Annotated in this window: 21 protein-coding genes; 9 read left to right on the forward strand and 12 right to left on the reverse strand. The window is 72.1% G+C overall.

Going from position 1 to position 23630, the window contains the following annotated elements; all coding sequences use genetic code 11:
• Positions 1-33: 33 nt before the first annotated feature.
• Positions 34-1293: an MFS transporter gene (locus ACFVGS_RS05810; protein WP_385690732.1), complete on the forward strand. Its 1260-nt coding sequence runs from the start codon at positions 34-36 to the stop codon at positions 1291-1293.
• 31 nt (positions 1294-1324) lie between these two features.
• On the opposite strand, the gene ACFVGS_RS05815 is transcribed toward ACFVGS_RS05810, so the two are convergent.
• Positions 1325-1996: a 2-phosphosulfolactate phosphatase gene (locus ACFVGS_RS05815; RefSeq protein ID WP_385691139.1), complete on the reverse strand. Its 672-nt coding sequence runs from the start codon at positions 1994-1996 to the stop codon at positions 1325-1327.
• A 73-nt stretch (positions 1997-2069) separates the two neighbouring features.
• A complete protein-coding gene (locus ACFVGS_RS05820; protein ID WP_385690735.1) occupies positions 2070-2282 on the reverse strand; it encodes a hypothetical protein in 213 nt (70 codons plus the stop codon).
• Positions 2283-2489: 207 nt separating this feature from the next.
• Here ACFVGS_RS05820 and ACFVGS_RS05825 point away from each other — a divergent pair, with 207 nt between their 5' ends.
• Together ACFVGS_RS05825 and ACFVGS_RS05830 are read left to right on the forward strand one after the other, a co-directional pair.
• Positions 2490-3968, forward strand: a complete 1479-nt coding sequence (locus tag ACFVGS_RS05825) for a glutamate-cysteine ligase family protein (protein WP_385690738.1) — start codon at positions 2490-2492, stop codon at positions 3966-3968.
• A gap of 144 nt (positions 3969-4112) precedes the next feature.
• Positions 4113-4709, forward strand: coding sequence for a hypothetical protein (locus ACFVGS_RS05830; protein WP_385690741.1), 597 nt, complete (start codon positions 4113-4115; stop codon positions 4707-4709).
• 33 nt (positions 4710-4742) lie between these two features.
• Here ACFVGS_RS05830 and ACFVGS_RS05835 read toward each other — a convergent pair whose 3' ends face one another.
• From ACFVGS_RS05835 to ACFVGS_RS05850, 4 genes are all read right to left on the reverse strand, one after another.
• Positions 4743-6143 (reverse strand): GH1 family beta-glucosidase, encoded by a 1401-nt coding sequence (locus tag ACFVGS_RS05835; protein WP_385690744.1) that lies wholly within the window; start codon positions 6141-6143, stop codon positions 4743-4745.
• 77 nt (positions 6144-6220) lie between these two features.
• Positions 6221-7126: a carbohydrate ABC transporter permease gene (locus tag ACFVGS_RS05840; protein WP_385690747.1), complete on the reverse strand. Its 906-nt coding sequence runs from the start codon at positions 7124-7126 to the stop codon at positions 6221-6223.
• Positions 7123-8070 (reverse strand): carbohydrate ABC transporter permease, encoded by a 948-nt coding sequence (locus tag ACFVGS_RS05845; RefSeq protein WP_384412501.1) that lies wholly within the window; start codon positions 8068-8070, stop codon positions 7123-7125. Before ACFVGS_RS05845 ends, ACFVGS_RS05840 begins: the two co-directional genes overlap by 4 nt.
• Before the next feature lie 136 nt (positions 8071-8206).
• Positions 8207-9508 carry an extracellular solute-binding protein gene (locus ACFVGS_RS05850; RefSeq protein ID WP_385690751.1) on the reverse strand — a complete coding sequence of 434 codons (1302 nt, stop codon included), beginning with the start codon at positions 9506-9508 and terminating at the stop codon, positions 8207-8209.
• Positions 9509-9801: 293 nt separating this feature from the next.
• On the opposite strand from ACFVGS_RS05850, the gene ACFVGS_RS05855 reads away from it, so the two are divergent.
• Positions 9802-12570 (forward strand): glycosyl hydrolase, encoded by a 2769-nt coding sequence (locus ACFVGS_RS05855; protein ID WP_385690753.1) that lies wholly within the window; start codon positions 9802-9804, stop codon positions 12568-12570.
• A gap of 71 nt (positions 12571-12641) precedes the next feature.
• Here the strand turns inward: ACFVGS_RS05855 and ACFVGS_RS05860 are convergent, their stop codons facing one another.
• Both ACFVGS_RS05860 and ACFVGS_RS05865 read right to left on the reverse strand, forming a co-directional pair.
• Positions 12642-13931 (reverse strand): glycosyltransferase 87 family protein, encoded by a 1290-nt coding sequence (locus ACFVGS_RS05860; RefSeq protein WP_385691141.1) that lies wholly within the window; start codon positions 13929-13931, stop codon positions 12642-12644.
• Positions 13932-14341: 410 nt separating this feature from the next.
• Positions 14342-15370: a LacI family DNA-binding transcriptional regulator gene (locus ACFVGS_RS05865; protein WP_384412493.1), complete on the reverse strand. Its 1029-nt coding sequence runs from the start codon at positions 15368-15370 to the stop codon at positions 14342-14344.
• A gap of 266 nt (positions 15371-15636) precedes the next feature.
• On the opposite strand from ACFVGS_RS05865, the gene ACFVGS_RS05870 reads away from it, so the two are divergent.
• Positions 15637-16284 carry a ClpP family protease gene (locus ACFVGS_RS05870; protein WP_385690756.1) on the forward strand — a complete coding sequence of 216 codons (648 nt, stop codon included), beginning with the start codon at positions 15637-15639 and terminating at the stop codon, positions 16282-16284.
• A 23-nt stretch (positions 16285-16307) separates the two neighbouring features.
• On the opposite strand, the gene ACFVGS_RS05875 is transcribed toward ACFVGS_RS05870, so the two are convergent.
• The gene (locus tag ACFVGS_RS05875) at positions 16308-17543 is read right to left on the reverse strand and encodes a serine hydrolase domain-containing protein (RefSeq protein ID WP_385690759.1); all 1236 of its coding nucleotides are present in this window, start codon (positions 17541-17543) and stop codon (positions 16308-16310) included.
• Positions 17544-17804: 261 nt separating this feature from the next.
• Positions 17805-18332 (reverse strand): hypothetical protein, encoded by a 528-nt coding sequence (locus ACFVGS_RS05880; RefSeq protein ID WP_385690762.1) that lies wholly within the window; start codon positions 18330-18332, stop codon positions 17805-17807.
• 256 nt (positions 18333-18588) lie between these two features.
• Between ACFVGS_RS05880 and ACFVGS_RS05885 the strand changes: the two genes are divergently transcribed.
• Entirely contained in the window at positions 18589-19143 is a 555-nt protein-coding gene (locus tag ACFVGS_RS05885; protein WP_384412481.1) for a hypothetical protein, read from the forward strand.
• 126 nt (positions 19144-19269) lie between these two features.
• On the forward strand, positions 19270-20265 hold the full coding sequence (gene galE, locus ACFVGS_RS05890) for a UDP-glucose 4-epimerase GalE (protein ID WP_384412478.1): 996 nt from the start codon (positions 19270-19272) through the stop codon (positions 20263-20265).
• Between the two features lie 60 nt (positions 20266-20325).
• On the opposite strand, the gene ACFVGS_RS05895 is transcribed toward galE, so the two are convergent.
• A complete protein-coding gene (locus ACFVGS_RS05895; protein WP_385690765.1) occupies positions 20326-20739 on the reverse strand; it encodes a DUF4345 domain-containing protein in 414 nt (137 codons plus the stop codon).
• Positions 20740-20829: 90 nt separating this feature from the next.
• Here ACFVGS_RS05895 and ACFVGS_RS05900 point away from each other — a divergent pair, with 90 nt between their 5' ends.
• A complete protein-coding gene (locus ACFVGS_RS05900) occupies positions 20830-21444 on the forward strand; it encodes a TetR/AcrR family transcriptional regulator (protein ID WP_385690768.1) in 615 nt (204 codons plus the stop codon).
• Here the strand turns inward: ACFVGS_RS05900 and ACFVGS_RS05905 are convergent, their stop codons facing one another.
• Positions 21445-22155: a TetR/AcrR family transcriptional regulator gene (locus tag ACFVGS_RS05905; RefSeq protein ID WP_384412469.1), complete on the reverse strand. Its 711-nt coding sequence runs from the start codon at positions 22153-22155 to the stop codon at positions 21445-21447.
• A 124-nt stretch (positions 22156-22279) separates the two neighbouring features.
• Between ACFVGS_RS05905 and ACFVGS_RS05910 the strand changes: the two genes are divergently transcribed.
• Positions 22280-23611 (forward strand): saccharopine dehydrogenase family protein, encoded by a 1332-nt coding sequence (locus ACFVGS_RS05910; RefSeq protein WP_385690771.1) that lies wholly within the window; start codon positions 22280-22282, stop codon positions 23609-23611.
• Positions 23612-23630: the final 19 nt, after the last annotated feature.

Raw genomic sequence — 23630 nt, forward strand, 5'->3', positions numbered from 1 at the left:
TCCCGCCCGGGCGACGGGGTTACGGTCGGCGCCATGCGCGATCACGGAGACGGCGGCGGTGACCAGGACGCGGACGGCGGGCGTGATCGTCAGGGGTGGCTGCGGTGTCTGCTCGCCGGCGCGGTGTTCGTCGTCTGCATGGCGGGCACCACGCTGCCGACCCCGCTCTACCCGCTCTACCAGCAGGAGTACGGCTTCTCCGAACTGACCGTCACCGTCGTCTACGCGGTGTACGCCTTCGGCGTCATCGGCGTGCTGCTCCTCGCCGGCAACGCCTCCGACACCGTCGGCAGACGCCCGGCCCTGCTGTGCGGCCTCGGCTTCGCGGCGGCGAGCGCCGTGTGCTTCCTGCTGGCCGACGGCCTGACCTGGCTGTACGCCGGACGGCTCCTGTCAGGCCTGTCGGCCGGCCTGTTCACCGGCGCCGCCACCGCGTACGTCATGGAACTGGCTCCGCCCGGCGGCGCCTCCCGCGCGACGCTCGTCGCCACCGCCGCCAACATGGGCGGGCTCGGCTGCGGGCCGCTGCTCGCCGGGCTGCTCGCCGAGTACGCGCCGGAACCGCTCCTCCTGCCCTTCGCCGTCCACCTCGCCCTGGTCGCCGCCTCCGTCCTCGTCCTGCTGAAGCTCCCGGAAACCGTCACCGAACGCCGGCCCCTCTCGACCGTGCGACCGCAGCGCCCCGCCCTGCCGCCGCAGGTGCGGGCCGTGTTCGTGCCCGCGTCGATCGCCGCGTTCGTGGGCTTCGCCCTGTTCGGGGTGTTCACGTCGGTCAGCCCGGCGTTCCTCGCCCGCTACCTCCACGTGGACAACCACGCCGTGAGCGGTCTCGTCGTCGCGATCGCCTTCTTCGCCTCCACCGCGGGACAACTCGCCGTCGGCCGCGTCGGCGTCGCCCGCTCCCTGCCGCTCGGCTGCGCCGTCCTCTTCACCGGCCTGGTCCTCCTCGCCGCGGCGCTGTACACCGATCAGCTGGCCCTCGTCGTCCTCGCGGCCCTCGTCGGCGGCACCGGCCAGGGCCTCGCCTTCCGGGCCGCCCTGTCCGCCGTCGCCCAGGCGGCACCGGCCGACCGCCGGGCGGCGGTGATCTCCACGCTCTTCGTCGTCGCCTACACGGGAATCTCCATCCCGGTCATCGGCGTCGGCCTCCTCGCCGACCCGCTCGGTCTGGAAGGAGCGGGCCTCGTCTTCATCGCCTGCATGCTCACCCTGATCGTCCCCGCAGCCGCGTACCTCCTGCGTCGCCCGGTCCGCGAACCGGGCGACGCGCGACGGGACGAGCGGGCGTCCTAGAGGGCGTCCCGACACTCCGTAGCGACCGGTCCTACGTGTCGCCGTCCGTGACCGGCCGGAGCACCATCAGCGGTCCCTCGCGGCGCGCCGCCATCGCGAACCCGAAGCGGTCGACCTCCAGACAGAGGTCGACGTCCCGCTCGTGCACCGCCCGGTGGTCCCCCCGCACGCCCGTGGCCAGCTCGTGCGCCGCGCGGGACTCCCGCGCCCGCCGCACGTACGGCTCCGCATCGGCGCCCGGCCCCCTGCGGCGCCGCTCGGCGATGTACTCGGCACAGGCCCGGTCCTCGTCGGCCAGGCCGTCCTCACCGGTGACGACGAAGGTCACCGGGCCGGTCACGCTCCGCAGTGCCCCGGCCGTCGCCCCCGCCACCACGAAGCTCGCGCACAGCACCAGCTCCGCGTCGGCGACCGCGAGCGCGCCGACGGTTCCCGCCGTCGTCTTCTGCACCACCGTGCGCCCGGTCAGATCGGCCGCGCTGATGTGCCCCGGCGAGTTCACGGCGTCGAAGCCCTCCGCCGGAGCGCCGTCCTTCAGCGCCAGCCAGCCCGGCCGGTCCGCCTTCAAGGCCAGCGCCTCGTCCGCCGACGCGGCGAGCACGATGCGCTCCGCGCCGCGCGCGAACGCCCACGCGGCCACGGTGAACGCGCGCATCACGTCGACGACGACGGCCACCCGGGGGACGCCCGTCAGCTCCGGTATGCCGAGGAAGCGATGATCCGTCGTGTCGCCCTCCCCGGGCCGCGGCGCAGCAGTCCCACTGACCCCCGCCGTGTCACTCACCACCGCCGTCCCGTCCGCCGTCGCCCAGCCGATTCGGGTTCGACGTGCGGTTCGCACGCTGCGCGCCCCGTACGAGTTCGCCCGCGCCCAGCGTCACCGCGGCCACCGCCCGCACCCAGCGCGGGCCGCCGCGCGCGGCCCACACCACGCAGACGCAGCCCGCGAGCGCGAGCACGAGGACACCGCTCAAGATCAGCACGACCATGCGTGCTCCCCCTCATCGCCGTTCATGTTCCCTGGTCGCCGCCATTGTGGCAGCCCGGGCCCCGCCGGCGGGCCCCTTGCCGGCCTGCCCCGCGGGGCGTCCGCCCGGGCGGACCCGCACCGGGCGCGGGCGGCGGGAGGGTGGCACGCTGAAGGGAGAAGGATCCGCTCCGACGAGAGACCTCCGACGCGAGCCCCGGGAGGATCCATGGGACGCGACGTCCCGGCGCTGACGTTCACCCGTGACGACCGTCGCCGGTTCCGCGACAGGACGCACGCCTGCCTCGACGTCTTCGCCCGGCTGCTGCGGGAGTCACGCTTCGACACCGAGCGGCCACGCGTGGGCCTGGAGATCGAACTCAACCTGGTCGACGAGACGGCCCGGCCCGCCATGCGCAGCACCGAGGTGCTCGAGGCCATCGCGGATCCCGCCTGGTCGAGCGAGCTCGGCCGGTTCAACCTGGAGATCAACATCCCGCCCCGCCGGCTCACCGCGGGCGGCCCCGACACCTGGGAGGGCGAGATCCGCGACGCCCTGAACCACGCCGAGGCCCGGGCCGCCGCCATCGGCGCGCACCTGGTCATGATCGGCACCCTCCCGACCCTCGAACGCGAGGACGTGAACCGCGACGCCCTGTCCGAGAACCCGCGCTACCACCTCCTCAACGACCAGATCTTCGCCGCACGGGGCGAGGACCTCCTCATCGAGGTCGACGGCGTGGAACGGCTGCGCACCTACGCGGACACCATCACGCCGGAAGCGGCCTGCACCAGCACCCAGTTCCACCTGCAGGTCGCACCCGAGGAGTTCGCCGCCCACTGGAACGCCGCCCAGGCCGTCGCCGGCGTCCAGGTCGCACTCGCCGCGAACTCGCCCTTCCTGTTCGGCAAGGAGCTGTGGAGCGAGACCCGCATACCGCTGTTCGAGCAGGCCACCGACACCCGGCCGGACGAGATCCGCGTCCAGGGCGTAAGACCCCGGGTGTGGTTCGGCGAGCGCTGGATCACGAGCGTCTTCGACCTCTTCGAGGAGAACACCCGCTACTTCCCAGCACTCCTGCCGCTGTGCGACGACGAGGACCCCGAGGAGACCCTCGACCGCGGCGAGATCCCCCACCTCGCCGAACTCACCCTCCACAACGGCACGATCTACCGCTGGAACCGCCCCGTCTACGCGGTCGTCGAGGGCGTTCCGCACCTCCGCGTCGAGAACCGCGTGCTGCCCGCCGGACCGACCGTCGCCGACGTGATGTCGAACGGCGCCTTCTACTACGGCCTCGTCCGCGCCCTCGTCGACGAGGACCGGCCCGTGTGGTCCCGGATGTCCTTCGCCGCCGCCGAGGAGAACCTCCACTCCGCGGCCCGCCGCGGCATCGACGCCGAACTCTTCTGGCCCGGAACCGGCCAGGTGCCCGCGACCGAACTGGTCCTGCGCCGGCTCCTCCCGCTCGCCCACCGGGGCCTGGAGGCGCTCGGCCTGGACGCGAGCTGGCGCGAACCGCTCCTCGGTATCGTCGAACAGCGCTGCGTCAGCGCCCGCAACGGAGCCGTGTGGCAGTCGGAGACCTTCCACCACCTCCACGACATCGCCCACCTGGACCGGCCCGCGGCCCTGCGCCGCATGACCCTCCAGTACATCGACTTCATGCACCTCAACGCCCCGGCCCACACCTGGCCTGTGGAGTGACAGCTGACAGCTGACAGCTGACAGCTGACAGCGGGCCGCTGACGGGCCGACGGGCTGACCGGCTGTCAGTGCGGGATGGCACAGTGGGAACCCGCCGAGTCCGGTACGGGACCGGCCCGGCGGGCACGAGAGGAGCCAGGGGCGTTGGGGGACTACTTCGAGCGGGTCGTCGACCTGGAGGTCACGCAGGAGGAGGCCGGCGAGGCGGCGGCCCGGGCGATCGACTGGCTCGTCGCCGAGGGCGTCGTGACCCGCGAGACCGACGGCGACCGCATGTACAGCCTCTACGCGGACGAGGGCCACGTGCCCGGCCCCCGCTGGGCCGAGGCCGTCGTGCACGACGGCTGGGAACCGGGCCCGCTCGCCGTCGTCACCGGCCGCCACCACCACGTGGGCGGCCAGGGCGAGGACGACGCGGAGTACGCGGTCTGCCCGCACTGCGCCACGCGCACCACCTTCATCGACTACCCCGCCTCCTTCGAGCCCGACGAGACCGTCTGGGCACCGTTCCGCGCCGCCGTCGAGGCCTGGGAGGCGACCGGCGCCGGCGAGGCCACGCTCGTCACGTGCGGCGCCTGCGGCACCGCGTCACCGGTCACCGGCTGGCAGTGGCCCGACGAGTACGCGCTCGGAGCCCTGGCCTTCGAGTTCTGGGGATGGCCGCCGCTGTCGGACGAGTTCGTCGCCGGACTCACCGATCGACTGGGCCACCGCACGGCCCGCCACATGGGCAAGTTCTGAGAGCCCGCCGCCATGCCCGTAGCCCCTCCACGGTCAGGCCGGCAGCCCTCCCCGCGCGATGACGTCCGCGTACCAGCGGGCGCTGTCCTTGAACGTCCGGCGCTGGGTCGCGAAGTCGACGTGGACGATGCCGAACCGCTTGCTGTAGCCGTAGGCCCATTCGAAGTTGTCGAGCAGGGACCACAGGAAGTACCCGCGGACGTCGGCCCCGTCCTCGATCGCGCGGTGCACGGCCGCCAGATGGGCGTGCAGGTAGGCCACCCGCTCAGGGTCCTTCACCTGCCCCGAGGGGTCGGCGTAGTCGTCGTACGCGGCGCCGTTCTCGGTGACGACCAGCGGCACGTCCGGCAGCTCGTCCCGCAGCCGGACGAGGAGTTCGTGCAGCCCGTCGGCGTCGACCGGCCAGTCCATGGCCGTCCGCGGGCCGGGAACGGGAACGAAGCGCACGTGCCGCTCCGCGCCCGCCCACGGCGAGGGCGACTCCGAGCTGCCGGCCGCGACGGCGGTGGGGGAGTAGTAGTTGATGCCGAGCGAGTCGACGGGTGCGGACGCCGTCCGGAGGTCCCCGTCCCGGACGAAGGCCCAGTCGGTGACCGCCGCGGTGTCGGCGACGAGGTCCTGCGGAAGCCGGCCGTGGAAGACCGGATCGAGGAAGATCCGGTTGCCGACGGCGTCGATCCGACGTGCCGCGTCGAGGTCCTCCGGCGCGTCGCTGTGGGCCCGTACCGCGTGGAGGTTGAGCGTGAGCGACACCTCGGCCGGCCCGGGGAGCGCGGCGCGCAGCGCCTGCACGGCCAGGCCGTGGGCCAGGTTGAAGTGGTGGGCGGCCCGCAGGGAGTCGACGGCGCTGGTACGGCCCGGCGCGTGCACCCCGTTGCCGTAGCCGAGGAAGGCCGCGCACCAGGGCTCGTTGAGGGTGGTCCAGGTCGCGACGCGCTCGCCGAGCGCCTCGGCGGCGAGGCCCGCGTATTCGGCGAAGCGGTACGCGGTCTCCCGCTGCGGCCAGCCGCCCGCGTCCTCCAGCTCCTGGGGCAGGTCCCAGTGGTAGAGGGTGGCCACCGGGCGGATGCCGGCCTCACGCAGCTCGTCGGTGAGCCGCCGGTAGAAGTCCAGGCCCTTCTGGACGGCAGGGCCCCGGCCGGCCGGCTGGACGCGCGGCCACGCGATCGAGAAGCGGTAGTCGGTCACGCCGAGCCGCCGCATCAGCGCGACGTCGTCGCTCAGCCGGTGGTAGTGGTCGGCGGCGATGTCGCCGGTGTCGCCGTTGCGGACCTTGCCCGGCGTGCGGCTGAAGGTGTCCCAGATGGACGGGGTACGGCCGTCCTCGGCGGCGGCACCCTCGATCTGGTACGCGGCGGTGGCGGTGCCCCAGCGGAACCCGGCCGGGAACCGGAGCATGGCGGTGGTGTCGGGGCGTGTCTCGAGCACGGTCATGAGCAGGGAACTCCCAGGAAGGTGAGCGGATCGCGAGACAGAAGGAGGCGAGAGAGGAGAAGACGAGGGGGAGGGGGTCAGCCCTTGACCGCGCCCTGCATGATCCCGCCGACGATCTGCCGGCCGAGCAGGCCGAAGACCAGCAGCACGGGCAGGGTCCCGAGCAGGGTGCCCGCCATGATCACGGACTGGTCGTTCACGTATCCGCCGCCGAGCTGCCGCAGGGCGACCTGGACGGTCGGCTCGGAGGAGGAGAGGGCCACGACGGGCCAGAAGAAGTCGTTCCAGGCGGCCATGAACGTCAGCAGGCCGAGCACCGCCATGCCGGGCCGGGCGACGGGCACGACGATGGACCAGAAGATCCGGGCGGTGGACGCGCCGTCGACCCGGGCCGCCTCGATCAGTTCGTCCGGCAGCGACTGCACGAGGTACTGCCGCATGAAGAACACGCCGAAGGCGGAGACCAGTCCGGGCAGGATGACGGCCTGGAGCTGGTTCACCCACTGCAGCTCGGCGATGAGCATGAACAGCGGGATGACGCCCAGCTGCGGGGGGATCATCATCGTGCCGATGGTGATCGCCAGCAGGGCCCCGCGGCCGCGGAAGCGCAGTTTGGCGAAGGCGAACCCGGCGAGCGTGCAGCACAGCACCGTGCCCAGGGTGATCGAGCCCGACACGACGAGGGAGTTGAGCAGCGCCTTGCCGATGTCCGCCTCCTCCACCACCGCCTCGAAGTTCCGCAGGAGGTTCGGGCCGGGCAGGAGGGCCGGCGGCACCTGGGCCAGGTCGGCGTTGGAGCGGCTCGCGGCGACGACGGTCCAGTAGAACGGGAAGGCCGAGACGAGCACGGCGAGGACGAGGACCGCGTACGCGAGCTTCCCGCCCCGCATCGTGCGCCCGGCGCCCGAGCGGCGACGGCGTGGGGTCCTGGCGGGCACGTCGGGGGCCGGACGGCTGACCGGCGGATCGGCGAGCGCGGTCATCGGCCGGCCTCCTTGCGTGAACGACGCCCTGCGATCGCGGCGTTGACGCCGACGACCAGCAGGATCAGCAGGAACATCACCCAGGCGATGGCGGCGGCCCGTCCCAGGTGGAAGAAGCCCCAGCCCTGCTCGTACAGGTAGAGCCCGAGCGTCTGGTACTGGTGCGAGATGCCGCCCGAGACGGAACCCTCGAAGAGCAGCGGTTCGCCGAACAGCTGGGTCGCGCCGATCGTGGAGACGACGACCGTGAAGACGATGGTGGGCCGCAGTCCGGGCAGCGTGACGTGGAAGAACTGCCGCCACCGCGACGCCCCGTCCATCTCCGCGGCCTCGTACAGCTCGTGCGGGATGGACTGCATGCCCGCCAGGTAGATCAGCGCGTTGTAGCCGGTCCAGCGCCAGATGACGATGGACGAGACGGCGATCTGGGAGGCCGTCGTGCCGGTCTGCCAGTCGACCGGCCCGATCCCCACGAGCCCCAGGACGTAGTTCACGAGACCGAAGTCGCGGCCGAAGAGCTGCGCGAAGACGAGGGTGGCGGCGGCGACCGAGGTCGCGTACGGCAGCAGCATCGCGGTACGGAAGAAGGTCCGCCCGCGCAGCTTGTAGTTGAGCAGGTGCGCCAGGCCGAGGGCCATCACCAGCTGGGGCACGGTGGACAGCACCCCGATGGTGAAGGTGTTGCGCAGCGAGGTCCAGAAGAACGTGTCGCCGAGCAGCGCGGCGTAGTTGCCGAGCCCGCGCCACTCCATGTCGCCGGGTGTCTGCAGTTCGACCCGGTACAGCGACACGAACGCCGTGTAGAGCAGCGGGAAGAGCCCGAAGGCGGCGAACAGGGTGAAGAAGGGGGCGATGTAGGCGTACGGGGAGAGCTTCTGCCACGCGCGCCGTGCCGCGGGCGGACGGCTCGGGGCAAGGGGTCTCGTGGGTGCGGTCAGGGTCACGATGCGGCCCTTCGGGAGGTGTCGGTGCCGGGGGGAGTGGCCTCCCGCCCGGTCCGGCGGCGGGGCGGGCGTCCCGGACCGGGCGGGAGGCGGCTGGTCGGCAGGAGGGGGCGGACGGCGGGCCGGCGGCGGCCGGTCAGCCGATGGTGTTCTCGACGCCCTTCTTCGCGTTCGCCCAGGCCTGCTCGGGCGCCGTGCCCTTGCGCTCGACCTCGCCGAGGGCGTTGGTGATCTGCTGGGCGATGTTCTGGTCGTGCACGCCGAGGACCTGCACCGGGGCGGCCTCGGCGGCCTCGCCGAAGATCTTCCCTATCGGCGCGCCCGAGAAGTACGGGTCCGTCGCGCCGGAGATCTTCGTGATGGCGCTGGTGGCGGACGGGAAGCTGCCCTGCTTGAGGAACAGCTTCGCCTGCTGCTCCGGCGCGGTGAGCCAGGTGATCAGCTCGTACGCCTCCTTCTTGTGCTTCGCGGCGCGCGGCACGGTCAGGTACGAGCCGCCCCAGTTGCCGGGTCCGCCGGGCAGCGCGGCGATGTCCCACTTGCCCTTGCCGGCGTCACCGGCCTGGCCCTTGATGTAGCCGAGCATCCAGGCGGGGCAGGGCAGGGTGGCGAAGGAGCCGGCGGCGAACGCCTGGTTCCACTGCGGCGACCACTGGTCCAGCTTGGCGCTGAGTCCGTCCCGCGCGGCCGTGACGGAGGTGTCCCACGCGGTCCTGAGGGCCGGGTTGGTCTCCCAGATCAGCTTGCCGGAGGCGTCGTAGTAGCGCTCCTTCTGCTGACCGATCATCACGGAGTAGAGGCTGCCGACGCTGTCGAGCCAGGCGCTCTTCGCGGGGGCCTTCGCCTTGTACTGCCGCCCGAGCTCCAGGTAGCCCTCCCACGTCGACCACTTGGTGGCGAGTTCCTCGCGGTCGGTGGGCAGCCCGGCCTTGGCGAAGAGGTCGGTGCGGTAGCACATCGCCTCCGGGCCTACGTCGGTGCCCAGGCCCAGGACCTCTCCGTTCCTGCCGGTGGCCGCCGCCCACTTGGCCTCGGCGAATTCGCCCTTGAGCTTGTCGGCGCCGTGCTTGCGCAGGTCCTCGAACTTGTCGCTCTGCTGCTGGGCGACGGACGCGATCCGGCCCACCTCGACGGCCTGGACGTCGGCGAGACCGCCACCGCCGGCCAGCCGGGTCTGCAGCGACTTCCAGTAGTCGGCCTCGTCCTCGGTGTCGGTCTGCTTGATGGTGACGCCGGGGTGGAGCTTCTCGTACTCGGCGTAGAGACCGGCCTCCTTGTAGCCGAAGGAACCGAACAGGTCCACGGTGATCGTGACCTCTCCGCCCGCGCTGTCGGAGGCACCCTCCGTCGAACCCCCGCACGCGGCGAGCAGGGCCCCGGCGAGAGCGACCGTCCCCAGGCGGACGGCGGCTCTCCTGGCGGCTCGGGCAGTGGGCATGGGAAGCCTCCCTTGGCTCCGGATCGAACGAGAACGCGTGATTGAGAGCGCTCTCAACATGCGAGGGGAGCGTGCCCGCGACGCGGCTGTCCCGTCAAGACTCGAAGACGTAACGGGCTGGAATCGGCCTCAACTTCCGGTCCTGCACCATGTATTGACACTCGTGTTTCGGGAGTCTTACGTTTCCGGCGACCTGAGAGCGCTCTCGGCTACGAGTCGCGGACACGACCCACCGCACTCCGCACTGCCCCCGCCCCCTCGATCCCCACACGTGACGACACGAGGTGTTCCCCATGGCAGTCCCCCACCCGCGCCCAGCCGCCGCGCTGGTCCTCGCCGCCGCCCTGGCAGCGGCCGGACTGGGACCGGCCGCGTCGCCCGCCGCGGCCGCCACCGTCCCCGTGGGCGCCGGCAGTTACTCCGACACCCGGCCCGCCGGAACCTCCGGACCCACCACCAACACCGGCGCGCCCGTCACCCCCAAGGTGACCCCCGCCGCCCAGGGCAAGCCGGTGCCCACCAACGACTGGTGGTCCTCGCTCGCCTTCCAGCGCTACGGCGACAACCCGTACTCCACGCCCATGTACGGCCACCCGCTCACCTACCAGGCCACCGCGGGCGGCCTCGACATCGGTTACCCGACGAGCCCCGCGATCGTCGGCGAGGGCCGCCAGTACGAGTTCGCCCACAAGCGCGACCTCACCCTCGGCCTGACCGGCCTCAACTCGCCCGACACCAAGGCCGACGCCTGGTCCGACTGGACCGTCACGCCCTACTGGTCCGACGGCACCCGCACCCTGCGCACCACCATCGGCCACGGCAGCCCGTTCGTGTACGCCCAGGGCAGCGGCGGCAACGCCCAGATCACCACCGCGAGCACGCCCACCGTCTTCGCCGACCAGGGCAACGTCCTCGGCATCACCGTCGCCGGCCACCACTACGCCCTGTTCGCGCCGACCGGCACCGACTGGAACGTCTCCGGCACCACCGTCAGCACCGCACTCGGCGGCAGGAACTACTTCTCCCTCGCCGTCCTGCCCTCCACCGACGCCCTCGCCACCTTCAAGAAGTACGCCTTCAGCTTCGTCACCGGATCCCGGGTCGACTGGAGCACCGCAGGCGGCACCGTCCGCGCCACCTACACCCTCACCACCGAGGCCAGGGAAGGCACCGAACGCGGCACCCTCCAGGCCCTCTACCGGCACCAGTGGCTCCACACCACCGACGCCCTCACCCCGTACACCTACGTCTCCCCGCGCGGCACCATGAAGGTCCGCGAGGCGGCCTCCTTCACCACCGTCCAGAAGGCGGCGCCGGTCCTCCCCGGTCTGCCCCGCACCGCGGACATCGACACCGCCGCACTGCGCGCCCGGCTCAACGAGGCCGCCTACGCCTCCGACCCGTTCTCCGGAGCCGTGGACACCTACTGGACCGGCAAGGCACTCGGCAAGCTGGCCCAACTCGTCCCGCTCGCCGACCAGATCGGCGAGACCGCGACCCGCGACCGGCTCCTCTCCCTCCTCAGGGGCCGGCTCCAGGACTGGTTCACCGCGGGCGGCGCGAACGAGTTCTCGTACGACCCGGCGTGGAAGACCCTCACCGGCTACCCCGCCTCGTACGGCAGCGACACCGAGCTCAACGACCACCACTTCCACTACGGCTACTACGTGTACGCCGCCGCGATCGTCGCCCAGTACGACCCGGGCTGGGCCGCCGACTCCGCCTGGGGCGGCATGGTCAGGACCCTCGTCCGCGACACCGCCAACCCCGCCCGCACCGACGGCGCCTTCCCCTTCCTGCGCGGCTTCGACGTCTACGCCGGCCACAGCTGGGCCTCCGGACACCAGGGCTTCGCCGCCGGCAACAACCAGGAGTCGTCCTCGGAGTCGACCAACCTGAGCGCCGCCCTCGTCCTGTGGGGCTCGGCCACCGGCGACACCACGCTGCGCGACCTCGGCAGCTATCTGCTCGCGACCGAGGGCGAGGCGATCGCCCAGTACTGGTTCGACGCCGACCAGCAGGTCTTCCCCGCCTCCTTCGGCCACGACACCGCGGGCATGGTGTGGGGCAGCGGCGCCGCCTACGCCACCTGGTGGACCGCCAACCCCGAGGAGATCCACGGCATCAACGTGCTGCCGGTCACCGGCGGATCGCTCCACCTCGGCGGACACAAGGAGGCGATCCGCCGCAACATCGCCGAGATGGAACGCGAGAACGGCGGCCCGGCCGTCGAGTGGCGCGACATCCTCTGGGAGTTCCAGTCGCTCGCCGACCCGGCGGCGGCGAAGACGAAGTGGGACGCCGGCAACGGCGCGTACACCCCGGAAGCCGGCGAGTCCAGGGCCCACACCTACCACTGGATCACCAGCCTCGCCGCCCTCGGCGCCCCCGACACCTCGGTGACCGGCGACATCCCGACCTCGGCCGTCTTCTCCAAGGCCGGCGTCCGCACCTACGTGGCCCACAACCACGGCTCCGCCGCCCGCACCGTCACGTTCTCCGACGGCAAGACCCTGAACGTGCCCGCGCGCTCCACCGCCACCGGCACCGGCACGGCCACCGACCCGGACCCGCAGCCCTCGACCGGCAACACCTTCCGGCTCCGCTCCGGCGGCGTCCTCACCACCGCCACCGGCGGCACCCCGGGCAGCGACACCATCCCGTCGGCGGGCGGCACCAACCACGACGGCACCCCGTACAAGCCGCTCGTCTACGAGGTCCGCGGCGTCAACGGCACGCTCAGGCCGGGCGGCACGACCACGTTCCGCCTCCCGGTGGACGCCGGCACCGCCGTCGGCCTCGGCCAGCAGGTCCGGATCAGCTACGACCTGACCGGCGACGGCACCTTCGACCGCACCGAGACGTACCACTACTTCGCGACCGACCCGATCCAGGGCTGGGAGGAGTACAACCAGACCCGCGGCCTCAAGAGCGCCACCGGCGGCCTGGGCAACCTGGCGAACGGCACCGTGCGCCTGGAGGTGTGGAGCGCGATCGGCAACGCCGACTCCCGGCTCCAGACGGGCACGGACACGGCCGTCGTGGTCATCCCGTACGACTGACGCGACGGCCACGGCAGGCCGACGGCGGGCGAGGGGCACGATCCCCACGCCCGCCGTCAGCTGTCTTCACGTCACATTTGATCCGCGGCACTTTGCCGGCTGAGGTCGGCACCCGCCAGTGGGGCCGTGCAGGCGGGAACCGCCGGGTCCGCCCGGGACGCCGAGTCCGCCTCGGCCGCCGGGTACGCCGGGGCCGTCGTCTCGCGCCACAGGCGGTGGCAGGACAGCAGGGCAGCCGTGAGCAGCAGGCCGTTGCGGACGACCATGAGCGTGTTGCCCAGGGCCGTACCCTGCATGACCTCCAGGTAGTAGGTGGGGAAGGCGAGCGCCGTCACGCCCGTCGCGGCCAGCAGCACCCAGGCCACCGGCCGCTGGGTGGTGCACCGGGAGGTGAGGCAGACCGCCGCGAGTCCGAGCAGCCAGACCATGTACTGAGGGCTGATCACCCTGCTCGTGACGGTGAAGAGCAGCACCGCGGCGAGGGCCGCGTCGAACGGCGTGGCCTCCGTCCACCGCGAGGCCCGGCCGCGCCAGAACATCAGCCAGCCGAAGGCGGCGGCCGTCAGGAGCAGCGACAGCTGGGCCACCGTTCCCACCTGCGGACCGCTGAACTCCAGGGCCCCGTAACGGGACTCGATCCCGATCGGCGCTCCCGACGCCCGCATCAGCCCCAGCACGGTGCCGCCCAGGGACTCGATCTGCACTCCGCGGGCGCCCTGCTGCTGGAGGAAGTCGAAGCTGTGCCGGAAGGCGAGGGCGAGGACGGCGAGCAGCGCCGCCGCGGTCACGGCGGCGGACCGCCACGCGTCCCTGCCGGTACGACCCCGTTCCAGGCCCAGCAGGGTGAGCAGCGGCCACACCTTGACCAGGGCCCCGAGCGCGGCGAGCGCCCCGCCCAGGCGCGGGTTGCGCCGGCTGCTCAGCAGCGCGAGGACGGCGAGGGCGGTCACCTGGATGTCGAACCGGCCGTGCGGCACGTTCAGGAGCAGCGGCAGACCGGCCGTCCACAGCCAGACACCCGCGGGCCGCCGGCCCGGCCGGGCCAGCGCCAGCGCGACCAGCGCGTCGGCGGCGAAGGTGAGGACGAGGAAGGCCGCGAAGTAGTCCAGGAACGGCAGGAGCTCGGGGGACAGGAACAGCAGCCCCGCGCCCGGCGGGTACTGCCACGTGACGTCGTCGACCGGGAAGGAGCCGTCGGCCAGCTGGAGGGCCCAGCGCGGATAGAGGAACTCCACCTCGTCGTTGACGTTCCTGACGCCGATGCCGTCCTGCACCAGCAGGTACAGCATGCCGAGCCGGGTCAGCACCCAGACCGGCACGAGGGCGAGGGCCGGGATGCGCGGCGAGCGGGCGGCGTCCATGTGGTGAGCCGCCCGGACGAGGACCCGGGCTGCGGCGCTGCGGCCGGGCACGACATTCTGCTGCGTCATGGCTCCGGAATGTAGACGCCCCCGGCAGGCGCGCCGGTCAGCGAACCGCGCGTCCGCCGTGCCGTCCCCCATGGGGCGGGTAGGGAGGGACCCAGGTGGCCCCGCGCGCCGCTCGACCGGCCCAGTCCGGAACGAGGCGGCTGGGAAACGGGGGGCTCGCTCCGAACCGGGTCTGCTCGGAAACGGGTCCGTTCGGAACCGCGGTCCGCTCGGAGCCGGGGCCGCTCGGGACCGGGTCTCCGAGGAGAGGGGCCCGCCGGCAAACGGGGGCGCTCGGGATCGGGTCGCTCGCAGCCGGGGCCGCTCGGAAGCGGGTCGCTCGGCAACGGGGGCACGCGCCCTCAGGCCGACGCGCGCCGCACCAGACTCGTCGACGTGATCACGGACGCGGTCGCCGCGTCGGCCGCGCCGTCGAGCACCCGCATCAGCAGCCTGACCATGAGCCGGCCCATGCCCTCGATGTCCTGCCGCACCGTGGTGAGCGCGGGCTCGGTGTCCCGGACCACCAGGTCCATGTCGTCGAAGCCGACGACCGCGATGTCCTCCGGCACCCGGATCCCGCGCTGCCGGAGGACCTGCAGCGCACCCGCGGCCATCAGATCGTTCGCGGCGAAGACGGCGTCGACGTCCGGCCGCCGGTCGAGCAGCTCGGCCATGGCCCGGGCCCCGCTCTCCCGGGTGAAATCGCCCTGGCACAGGAGCTCGGGATCGGCGTCGACGAGCACGTCGTGGTAGCCGGCGATCCGGTCGACCGCGGAGGTCTGGTCACGCGGCCCCGCGAGGTGCGCGATCCGGCGGCGCCCCAGGTCCGCCAGATGCCGTACCGCCTGCCGTGCCCCGCCCCGGTTGTCGCAGTCGACGTACGGCACCGCCGGGCCCGAACCCACCGCCGGACGGCCGCCGAACACGGCCGGGACCCTGCTGCGGGCGATCAGCGCGGGCAGCCGGTCGTCGCTGTGCAGCGAGAAGGCCAGCGCCCCGTCCACGTGGCCGCCGTCCAGATAGCGCGCGATCCGCCCGTGATCGCCGGGTCCCTCCACCCAGAGCAGCACCAGCTGGGCGTCATGGGCGGTCAGCTCCCGGCTGATGCCCCGTACCTGCTGCTCGAAGAAGGGGTCGGAGAAGATCCGGAACTCCGGCTCCGCGATGATCACCGCGACCGCGCCATGACGCCGTGTCACGAGCGAACGGGCCGCGTGGTTCGGGACGTAACCCAGCTCCTCGACCGCCTCGCGCACCTTGTCCACCAGCGCCTGCCGCACGCCCGCGCCGCCGTTGACGACCCGCGAGACCGTCGCCCGCGACACGCCGGCACGCGCCGCGACGGCTTCCAGCGTGGGGCGGGACGACCCCGTGGTCTGCTCGGGCAAGGCAGGCACTCCGTGTTCCCCTGTTCTGCTCCGCGGCCGAGGCCGCACCACCGGTCCGACGCCGATCAGGATAGACGCTGCGCGCCGGGTGTTGAGAGCGCTCCCAGAGCCGTGCGGGGCGTGCGTCCCGCGCGTACTCCGATCGGCTGCAGACTGTGACGGACGGCGCCGCGAGGGGAACCCCTGCATGCGTACGACGCCACCCCCGGTCGCCGGCCGGCCCGGCTGCCCACCTCGTCGTCGGACTCCGCAGGAGGAAGACCCGTATGACCTCCGCCTCCGAGGACTCGAGCGCCGACCGCGGCACGGACGTCGACTCCGGCGCAGGCACCGGCACCGGCGCAGGCACCGGTGGGAGCGCCGACCCCGCCCCGGACCCCGTCCTCGACCGGCTGCTGCGTCACGGAATCCTCCACATCGCCGAGCCGATCACCGACCGGACAGCCGAACGCGTCAACGCCGCACTGCTGCTCCTCGCCGCCGAGACCGACCGCCCCGTCACCCTCTACATCAGCTCACCGGGCGGATCCGTGCCCGCGGGTATGGCGATCTACGACGTCATGCGGCACATCGACAACGACATCGTCACCATCGGCCTCGGCTACTGCGCCTCGATGGCCCAGTTCCTCGTCTCCGCGGGCACGCCCGGGAAGCGCTACGCCCTGCCCAACGCCCGCATGATGCTGCACCTGCCGGCCTTCGCCCAGGCCCCGACCGGCACGGCCGAGGCGGGCCGGCACGAGGAACTGCGCCACAGTAGGGACCGCGTCGCCGAGCTGATCGCGGAGTTCACCCACCGCGAGATCGGCCAGGTGGTACGGGACTTCGCCGACGACCGTTGGCTCACTCCCGAGGAGGCCCTGGAGTACGGCCTCATCGACCACGTCCTGGACGCGTCACCGCACGAACCCTGAGCGGCGGCTGCGTCACGCGGCGGTCAGCCGAAGTCGGGGATGGGGTGGCTCGGGGCGAGCGCGGCGGCGACGCGCCGGGCGATGAGGTGGGCGGAGTGGCTGTCCTGCGCGCCGGGGCCGTTCGTCGTCGAGACGGCGATGGCCAGCCGTTCGGCCGGGAGGTACGCCTGGGAGGCGGAGTAGCCGAAGAAGAGGGGGTGCTGGGCGATCCAGTCGCCGAGGACGAGCAGGCCCATGCCGTAGTGCTTGGCCTTGGTGTTCGCGATGCACACCGTCGCCGGACACTTGTCGGTGGGCCGCCCCAGGCCCACTGTGCCCGGGTTCAGCAGCTCCTGGTAGGAGGCGGGGGAGAGCAGCTCGCCCGAGCCGATGCCGACGGCCGATCGCTCCAGGTCGCAGATGTCGGTGGTCTCCACGGCGCCGGGGGCGGTGGTCCACGAGGGGTTCCAGAACGTGGACTCCTCGTAGGTCCCGCGGTCGTCGGTGAAGGCGTGCATGACGGGCTCGGGGATCTCGGGCGTGAAGCTGTTGCGCGTCTCGCGCAGCCCGAGCGGCCGCAGGACCTCCCGCCGCAGCAGGGCGTCGAGGCGGGTCCCGGTGATCTTCTCCAGGGCGGCGCCGAGGAGGACGAAGTTGGCGTGCGAGTAGCTCCAGTTGGTGCCGGGCGCGTACCACCGCTGCTGGTCGGTCGAGAGCTTCACCAGCTCCTTGGCCGTCCACTGGCGGAACGGGTCGGCGGAGACGGCGTTCTGGAACGCGGGCAGGCGGACGTAGTCGACGAGACCGGTGGTGGAGGCGCCCAGCATCCGCAAGGTGATGCGCTCGCCCTGCGGAAGGTCGGGCAGCCAGCGCGCGACGGGGTCGTCGAGGCCGACCCTGCCCTGGTCGACCAGCCGCAGCAGCGCCGTACCCATGTAGCTGATGGCGATGTTGCCGTTCCGGAAGTGCATGGCGGGCTCCGCCGGAACACCCGTCATCGACTCGCCGAGCGCGGTGGTGACGACCTCGCGCCCGTCCACGGTGACCCGCAGGATCACGGACTTGAGGGCCATGTCCTTCTTGGCCTGCTCTGCGATCCGCAGGATGTCGCGGGCCGGTCCGTGGTCGGGCACCCGCGAACCGACGCAGGTCCGGTCGTGCCTCCCCTCGCCGGACGCACCGACCTCGGCGGTGGCAGGGGCGCCGAGGGCGGCGAGTGCGAGGAGCGCGGTGGCGGCGGTGACCGTGGCCAGGCGTGACGTCGTGCGAGCGGGTCTCATGGCCGGAGTATCGACGGCGAGCGTCTCCTTGCCACGGCTCCCGGCCTCCGACCCGCGCGAACATCACTCGTCAGGACCGTGAGGTCTGCCGGATCTGCGAGGTCTGCCCGGTCGGCGAGGCCTGCCGCGTCTGCGAGGTCCGGCGGTCTCCCAGGGCCGCCGGGTCTGCGAGGTCTGAGAGGCCCGGCAGGTCCGCCGAGCCAGGCGCGGGCGCCCAGCCGAGCCCGCCGAAGTCGCAGAACACGATCGGGTAGGGGAGCCCTAGGCCAGCCACTCCCTCAGCAGCGCCTCGCGCTGCGACACGCGTGGCGAGCCGCCCTCCCAGGTGCGGCCCCACTCCGACATCGCCGCGAGCGTGGTGGCCATGGTGGCCGCGCCTTCCGTGAGACGGGACAGGAGGGTGCGGGAGAGCCCGACCTCGGTGGGGGAGTAGCCGACGGCCGCCGCCACGTACGCCTTCAACTCGTGCTCGCCGTCGGCCGATCCGACGCTCAGCGTCATCAGCGGCGGTGCCTCGCCCGTCCGGGTCGGACCCACGGGCGCGGCCAGGTTCATGACCGTGTCCAGTGCCACTTCCGTGAACACGCCGACCTGCCGCATGAGGGTCTTCACGGGCACGTCCGACACCGTCAGGGCGTTGACGTCCTCCCACAGGTACAGCCCGTCCTGCCCGTCGCCGAGCGCCACCACGCCCTCGGCCGTCAGTCGCACACCAGGCGCCATGCCGGTCGGCTTCGCCCCCACGTACACGTCGCCCTCGGCGATCCAGAAGAGGCCCACCATGGCCATGCGTTGCTCGATTCCCCCGACGGCGGTCGCGCCGTCGAGTCACACATCAAACGATCAGGTCACGTCCGGAACGCGCGAAGGGGCGGGAGAGTTCCCGCAGAGGACTGCCTTCGGGGGCGTGCGCGTGGCTTCTTCGGGCCGGTGAGTGCGCCCAGTTGACGTTCCGATGTCGGGATTTGCCAGATTCTCGCCCGATCGGTGCCCTACGGTACGGCCAGGCCGCGCAGCGTGGCGCGGTCACGTGAGGAGGCCTCCTGTGTCATCGCCCTGCGACCCCCAGCACGCTCCCGCCGGCGACGTGGGTGCGGCGCTCATGGTGATCGACTCCCGGCTCAAGGCCCTCTACGACGGCAGGACCGGAGTCGACCCCGTACAGCAGCAGCTGATCGACCAGTTCGTCGCCTCGTTAGGTCCCGAGGAGGTGCATGACCTCCTCGACGGCGCGTGCACCCTCATCTTCATGTTCATGAAGTGGCTGCGGGCGGCGCACGAGGACCATGGCAAGGACGTGATCGAGTACGTGGTGCCCAGCCTCGTGGCCGCGATGCGCAACATGCCCCGGAGCGTCCGGCCCGAGGTCATCCCCACGATGGCGGGCCTGGTCGTGGCTGCGGGTACCGGCCTGAGCCCGAGCCTGTGGCGCAAGCAGTTCGGAGAGTGGACCAGCGAGGAGATGAATCCGCTGGAGGCCACGGCGTTCCTGCTCGCGGAGCACATCAACCGGATCACCGACGATCACGACTTCGCCAGCCGCCTGATCAACGATGCGCTCACCGGGGCGGACCAGGCACGGCGGCGCCGGGGCCTGTAGTCCCGGCGAGTCCACCCTCCAGGACGGCGGCATCACCGCCCGCAGCCTCTGATCAGGCGGATCACCATCAACTCGGTTAGCCTTGCGCCTTCGTCGTCCCACATCTCGAGGAAGGCCCGGAGCATCGTGAAGGTCCTCATCGCCGGCGGAGCCGGCTACATCGGAAGCACCGTGGCCTCGGCCTGCCTGGACGAAGGGATCACCCCGGTCGTCCTCGACAGCCTCGTCACGGGGCGCCGGGAGTTCACGGACGGCCGGGCCTTCTACGAGGGCGACATCTCCGACGGGGTGCTGATCGACCGTGTCTTCGCCGAACACCCCGACATCACCACGGTGGTGCACTGCGCGGCGCTGATCGTCGTGCCGGACTCCGCCGCGAACCCGATGGACTACTACGAGGCCAATGTCGGCAAGAGCCTCGACTTCCTCCGGCACCTCCGGAGGAACGGCTGCGACCGCCTCGTCTTCAGCTCCTCGGCCTCCATCTACCGGGCCGAGGACGGCTCTCCCGTCGACGAGGAGGCGCCGCTGGGGCCGCAGAGCCCGTACGCCAGGACGAAGGCCCACTGCGAGGGCATGTTCGCGGACATCGCGGCGGCCGGGCAGATGCGCGTCCTGTCGCTGCGCTACTTCAACCCCATCGGCGCCGACCCGAAGATGCGTACGGGGCTGCAGCTCAAGCGGCCGAGTCACGCACTCGGCAAGATGATCTCCTGTCACCGGGAAGGCGTGCCCTTCCCGGTCACGGGCACCGACTACCCCACCCGTGACGGCAGCGGAATCCGGGACTACGTGCACGTGTGGGACCTGGCCGCGGCCCATGTGGCGGCGATCCGCCGCTTCGACACGCTCCTGACCGAGGTCACACCGTCCATGGCGATCAACCTCGGCACCGGCTCGGGCACCACCGTGCGCGAACTGTGCGCGGCGTTCAACCAGGTGGCCGAGACCCCGCTCGCCACCGTCGACACCGATCCGCGCCCCGGCGATGTCGCCGGCGCCTACACCGACAGCGACCGCGCCGAGCGGCTGCTCGGCTGGACGCCGCAGTTCTCCCTGGAGGAGGGCATCCGGTCCTCCCTGGACTGGATCCCGGTGCGCGACGACATGCTGCGCGACTGACGCACTCCGGTCCGCCCTGATGCGCTACCCGGGTTCGAATCCCGGCGGCGGCTGCGCGCCTCACCGCCCGACGGCCACGGCGTCCGCTTCGGTGCGCAGGCTCCGCTCCTCCGCGTCGGACAGCCAGAAGAAGACCGGCGGCAGGGCGAGTTCGACGGCCGTCAGGGCGACCTGGAATCCCTGCGGCCAGCCGTGCACCGCGAGCGAGAGCAGGCGGCCCACGCCGCCCAGCAGGAAGACTCCGGCCAGCCACCGCACCGTCCGAGCCGGGATCGGACGCTGCCGTGCGGCCCAGAGCCAGGCCAGTCCGTAGCCGGCGAAGCAGGCCCCCATGAAGCGGCCCCAGCTGTCGACCGTCGCTCCTGCGGAGCCGGCGCCGGGGATCGCCGCGTTGCCGAGTGCCACGTGGAAAAGGCCGATCATCACGCAGGCCCAGCCCATCAGCCGGGTGAGTGTGCGCAGAGCGCTGGCCATGTTGCCTCCAAGCCGGTTCGCCGAAGCTTAGTTGACATGCGTCTACTACCTTGCGTGCGCTAGTGGACATGTGTCAACTAAGCTTCGTCCGTGCCTCCACGCCAGCGACTCACCCCCGCCGACCGCCGCGCCCAGCTCCTCGCCGTCGGTGCGCGGCTCTTCGCCGCGCATCCCTACGCCGACGTGCTGATGGAGGACGTCGCGGAACAGGCCGGCGTCTCCCGGGCCCTGCTCTACCGTCACTTCCCCAGCAAGCACGCCCTCTTCGCGGCCGTCTACCAACAGGCGGCGGACCAGCTGCTCGCCGACACGCGGATCGACCCGGCCGATTCCCTGGTGGAGCAGCTCGCCCAGGGCATGGACGTCCACCTCGACTACTTCGTGGCGAACCGCAACGCCGTCCTCGCCGCGAACCGGGTCCTCGCGGGCGACCCCGTGATCCAGACGATCATGACGAACGAGCTGGACGCACTCCGCGAACGACTGCTCGCCGTACTCCCGCTCGCGGACGAGAGCGCCCGTGAAGCCGTGTCCGGCGTCCTGAAGAGCTGGCTGGTCTTCGTCCAGGTCCTCTGCGTCGACTGGCTCGCCGCCGAGACCTGCACCCGCACCCAGCTGCGTGACGTCTGCGTCGGCGCGGCCCTCGGCGCCCTCCGGCCGCTGCTCGCCGAGGACCCCGCCCACGACTGGCCGCCGCGCCCCTGATCACTGTGCCGCCGACGTGGCGAGCCGCGCCTCCGCGCCGTTCAGGAGCGTGTCAAGGACGACCGGATAGGCGCTGAGGTTCATCCGGTGCGCCAGCAGGTGCGCCGTGGCGGCGATGTGCGGATGGGTCTCGGCGGGGAGCCGGGCGTAGGTGGAGGTCCACATGTCCTCGTCCGCCTCCCGGGCCTCGTCCTTGATGGCGAGCGCCCCCGCGTCCAGGGCGGCGAAGGCCAGCGCCAGATCGATGAAGGCGTGGTACACGCCGACCGCGTCGGCGTCGCCGAAGCCCGCGCCGCGCAGGATGCCGAGGATCGTCTCGTCCACCGCGATCTCCCGCGGCCGACCGGTGACCCGGCTGGCGGTGAGCACGGCGGCCTGCGGGTGGGCGAGGTACGAGGCGTGGATGGCCAGCCCCAGCGAGCGCAGGTCGGCCCGCCACTTCCCGGTGGCGGTCCAGTTGTCCAGGGCCCGGCCCATCAGCTCCTCGCCGATGGCTCGCGTCAGGTCGTCGAGGCCGGCGAAATACCGGTACAGCGTGCTCGGATCGGCGCCGAGGGCGGCGCCCAGCCGGCGGGCGGTCAGCCCGGAACTCCCGTGCTCGCGCAGCATCCGCAGCGCCGTCCGCACGATCAGCTCCTCCGACAGCACCGTGCCCTGCCGGGTCGGCCGTCGCCTGCGGCGCTCCGCCTCCGGAACCACCTTCTTGGCCATCACGCACCCCGCCCGCCCCGAAAATCCTTATGCCAACGCCGTAGACCTTAACAACCGGCCTCGTGTTGCATCGGGGCGTTCCCGGGCGCCCGCCCGGAACCGCCTCGACAAAAGGGTGTGTGACATGCGCGTACTTCTCGTGGGTGCGGGTGGCGTCGGAACCGCCGTCACCCGGATCGCAGCCCGCCGTGACTTCCTGACCCACATGGTCGTCGCCGACTACGACCTGGCCCGAGCGGAGGCGGCCGTCGCCGCGCTCGAACCGCACGCCGGCGCGCGGGAGGGCCGACGGGGCGGCGCGCAGGACGGCCCTCAGGAGGGCCGACAGGGCGGCGCTGACGACCGCACGCAGGACGGCCCTCAGTACAGCCCCCGGGACCCCCGCTTCAGCGCCTGTCGTCTCGACGCCTCCGACGAGGCCGCCGTACGCCGCGTGCTCGTCGAGCAGCGCTGCGACGTGCTCCTGAACGCGACCGACCCGCGCTTCGTGATGCCCCTGTTCCAGGCGGCGCTCGCCGCCGGCACGCAGTACGTGGACATGGCGATGTCGCTGTCCGTGCCGCACGCGACCGCGCCGTACGAGCAGTGCGGGGTGAAGCTCGGCGACGAGCAGTTCGCGCTGGCCGGGGCCTGGGAGGACGCCGGCCGCCTCGCGCTGGTCGGGATGGGCGTGGAGCCGGGCCTATCTGATGTCTTCGCCCGGTACGCGGCGGACGAACTCTTCGACGAGATCGACGAGCTCGGCGTCCGCGACGGCGCGAACCTCAGCGTCGAGGGCCACGACTTCGCGCCCTCCTTCAGCATCTGGACCACCATCGAGGAGTGCCTCAACCCGCCCGTGGTGTACGAGAAGGAGCGCGGGTGGTTCACCACGGCCCCGTTCAGCGAGCCGGAGGTCTTCGACTTCCCTGAGGGCATCGGCCCGGTGGAGTGCGTGAACGTCGAACACGAGGAGGTGCTGCTGATGCCGCGCTGGCTCGACGCACGCCGGGTGACGTTCAAGTACGGCCTCGGCGACGACTTCGTCGCCAGGCTGAAGACCCTCCACCAACTGGGCCTCGACTCCACGGACAAGGTCACCGTCCCCGGCGCGGACGGCCCGGTACGGGTGTCCCCCCGCGACGTCGTGGCCGCGTGCCTGCCCGACCCGGCCACCCTCGGCGACCGGATGACGGGCAAGACGTGCGCGGGCACCTGGGTCAAGGGGACGAAGGACGGTGCTCCGCGCGAGGTGTACCTGTACCACGTCGTCGACAACGAGTGGTCGATGCGCGAGTACGGGTCCCAGGCCGTGGTCTGGCAGACGGCCGTCAACCCCGTGATCGCCCTGGAGCTGCTGGCCGCCGGTACGTGGAAGGGCAGCGGCGTCCTCGGCCCCGAGGCCCTGCCGCCCCGGCCGTTCCTGGACCTGCTCACCGCGTACGGGTCGCCGTGGGGCCTGCGCGAGGAGCGCTGACCGCCGACGGATCTCTGTT

Source organism: Streptomyces sp. NPDC127114 (assembly GCF_042677525.1).
Classification (GTDB): Bacteria; Actinomycetota; Actinomycetes; order Streptomycetales; family Streptomycetaceae; genus Streptomyces.

Excerpts from the sequence above, each read along its gene's own strand:
- ACFVGS_RS05810 (WP_385690732.1), top strand. The coding sequence starts at position 34 with ATGCGCGATCACGGAGACGGCGGCGGTGACCAGGACGCGGACGGCGGG.
- ACFVGS_RS05820 (WP_385690735.1), bottom strand. The coding sequence starts at position 2,282 with ATGGTCGTGCTGATCTTGAGCGGTGTCCTCGTGCTCGCGCTCGCGGGC.
- ACFVGS_RS05825 (WP_385690738.1), top strand. The coding sequence starts at position 2,490 with ATGGGACGCGACGTCCCGGCGCTGACGTTCACCCGTGACGACCGTCGC.
- ACFVGS_RS05835 (WP_385690744.1), bottom strand. The coding sequence starts at position 6,143 with ATGACCGTGCTCGAGACACGCCCCGACACCACCGCCATGCTCCGGTTC.
- ACFVGS_RS05840 (WP_385690747.1), bottom strand. The coding sequence starts at position 7,126 with ATGACCGCGCTCGCCGATCCGCCGGTCAGCCGTCCGGCCCCCGACGTG.
- ACFVGS_RS05850 (WP_385690751.1), bottom strand. The coding sequence starts at position 9,508 with ATGCCCACTGCCCGAGCCGCCAGGAGAGCCGCCGTCCGCCTGGGGACG.
- ACFVGS_RS05855 (WP_385690753.1), top strand. The coding sequence starts at position 9,802 with ATGGCAGTCCCCCACCCGCGCCCAGCCGCCGCGCTGGTCCTCGCCGCC.
- ACFVGS_RS05860 (WP_385691141.1), bottom strand. The coding sequence starts at position 13,931 with ATGGACGCCGCCCGCTCGCCGCGCATCCCGGCCCTCGCCCTCGTGCCG.
- ACFVGS_RS05870 (WP_385690756.1), top strand. The coding sequence starts at position 15,637 with ATGACCTCCGCCTCCGAGGACTCGAGCGCCGACCGCGGCACGGACGTC.
- ACFVGS_RS05875 (WP_385690759.1), bottom strand. The coding sequence starts at position 17,543 with ATGAGACCCGCTCGCACGACGTCACGCCTGGCCACGGTCACCGCCGCC.
- ACFVGS_RS05880 (WP_385690762.1), bottom strand. The coding sequence starts at position 18,332 with ATGGCCATGGTGGGCCTCTTCTGGATCGCCGAGGGCGACGTGTACGTG.
- ACFVGS_RS05895 (WP_385690765.1), bottom strand. The coding sequence starts at position 20,739 with ATGGCCAGCGCTCTGCGCACACTCACCCGGCTGATGGGCTGGGCCTGC.
- ACFVGS_RS05905 (WP_384412469.1), bottom strand. The coding sequence starts at position 22,155 with ATGGCCAAGAAGGTGGTTCCGGAGGCGGAGCGCCGCAGGCGACGGCCG.
- ACFVGS_RS05910 (WP_385690771.1), top strand. The coding sequence starts at position 22,280 with ATGCGCGTACTTCTCGTGGGTGCGGGTGGCGTCGGAACCGCCGTCACC.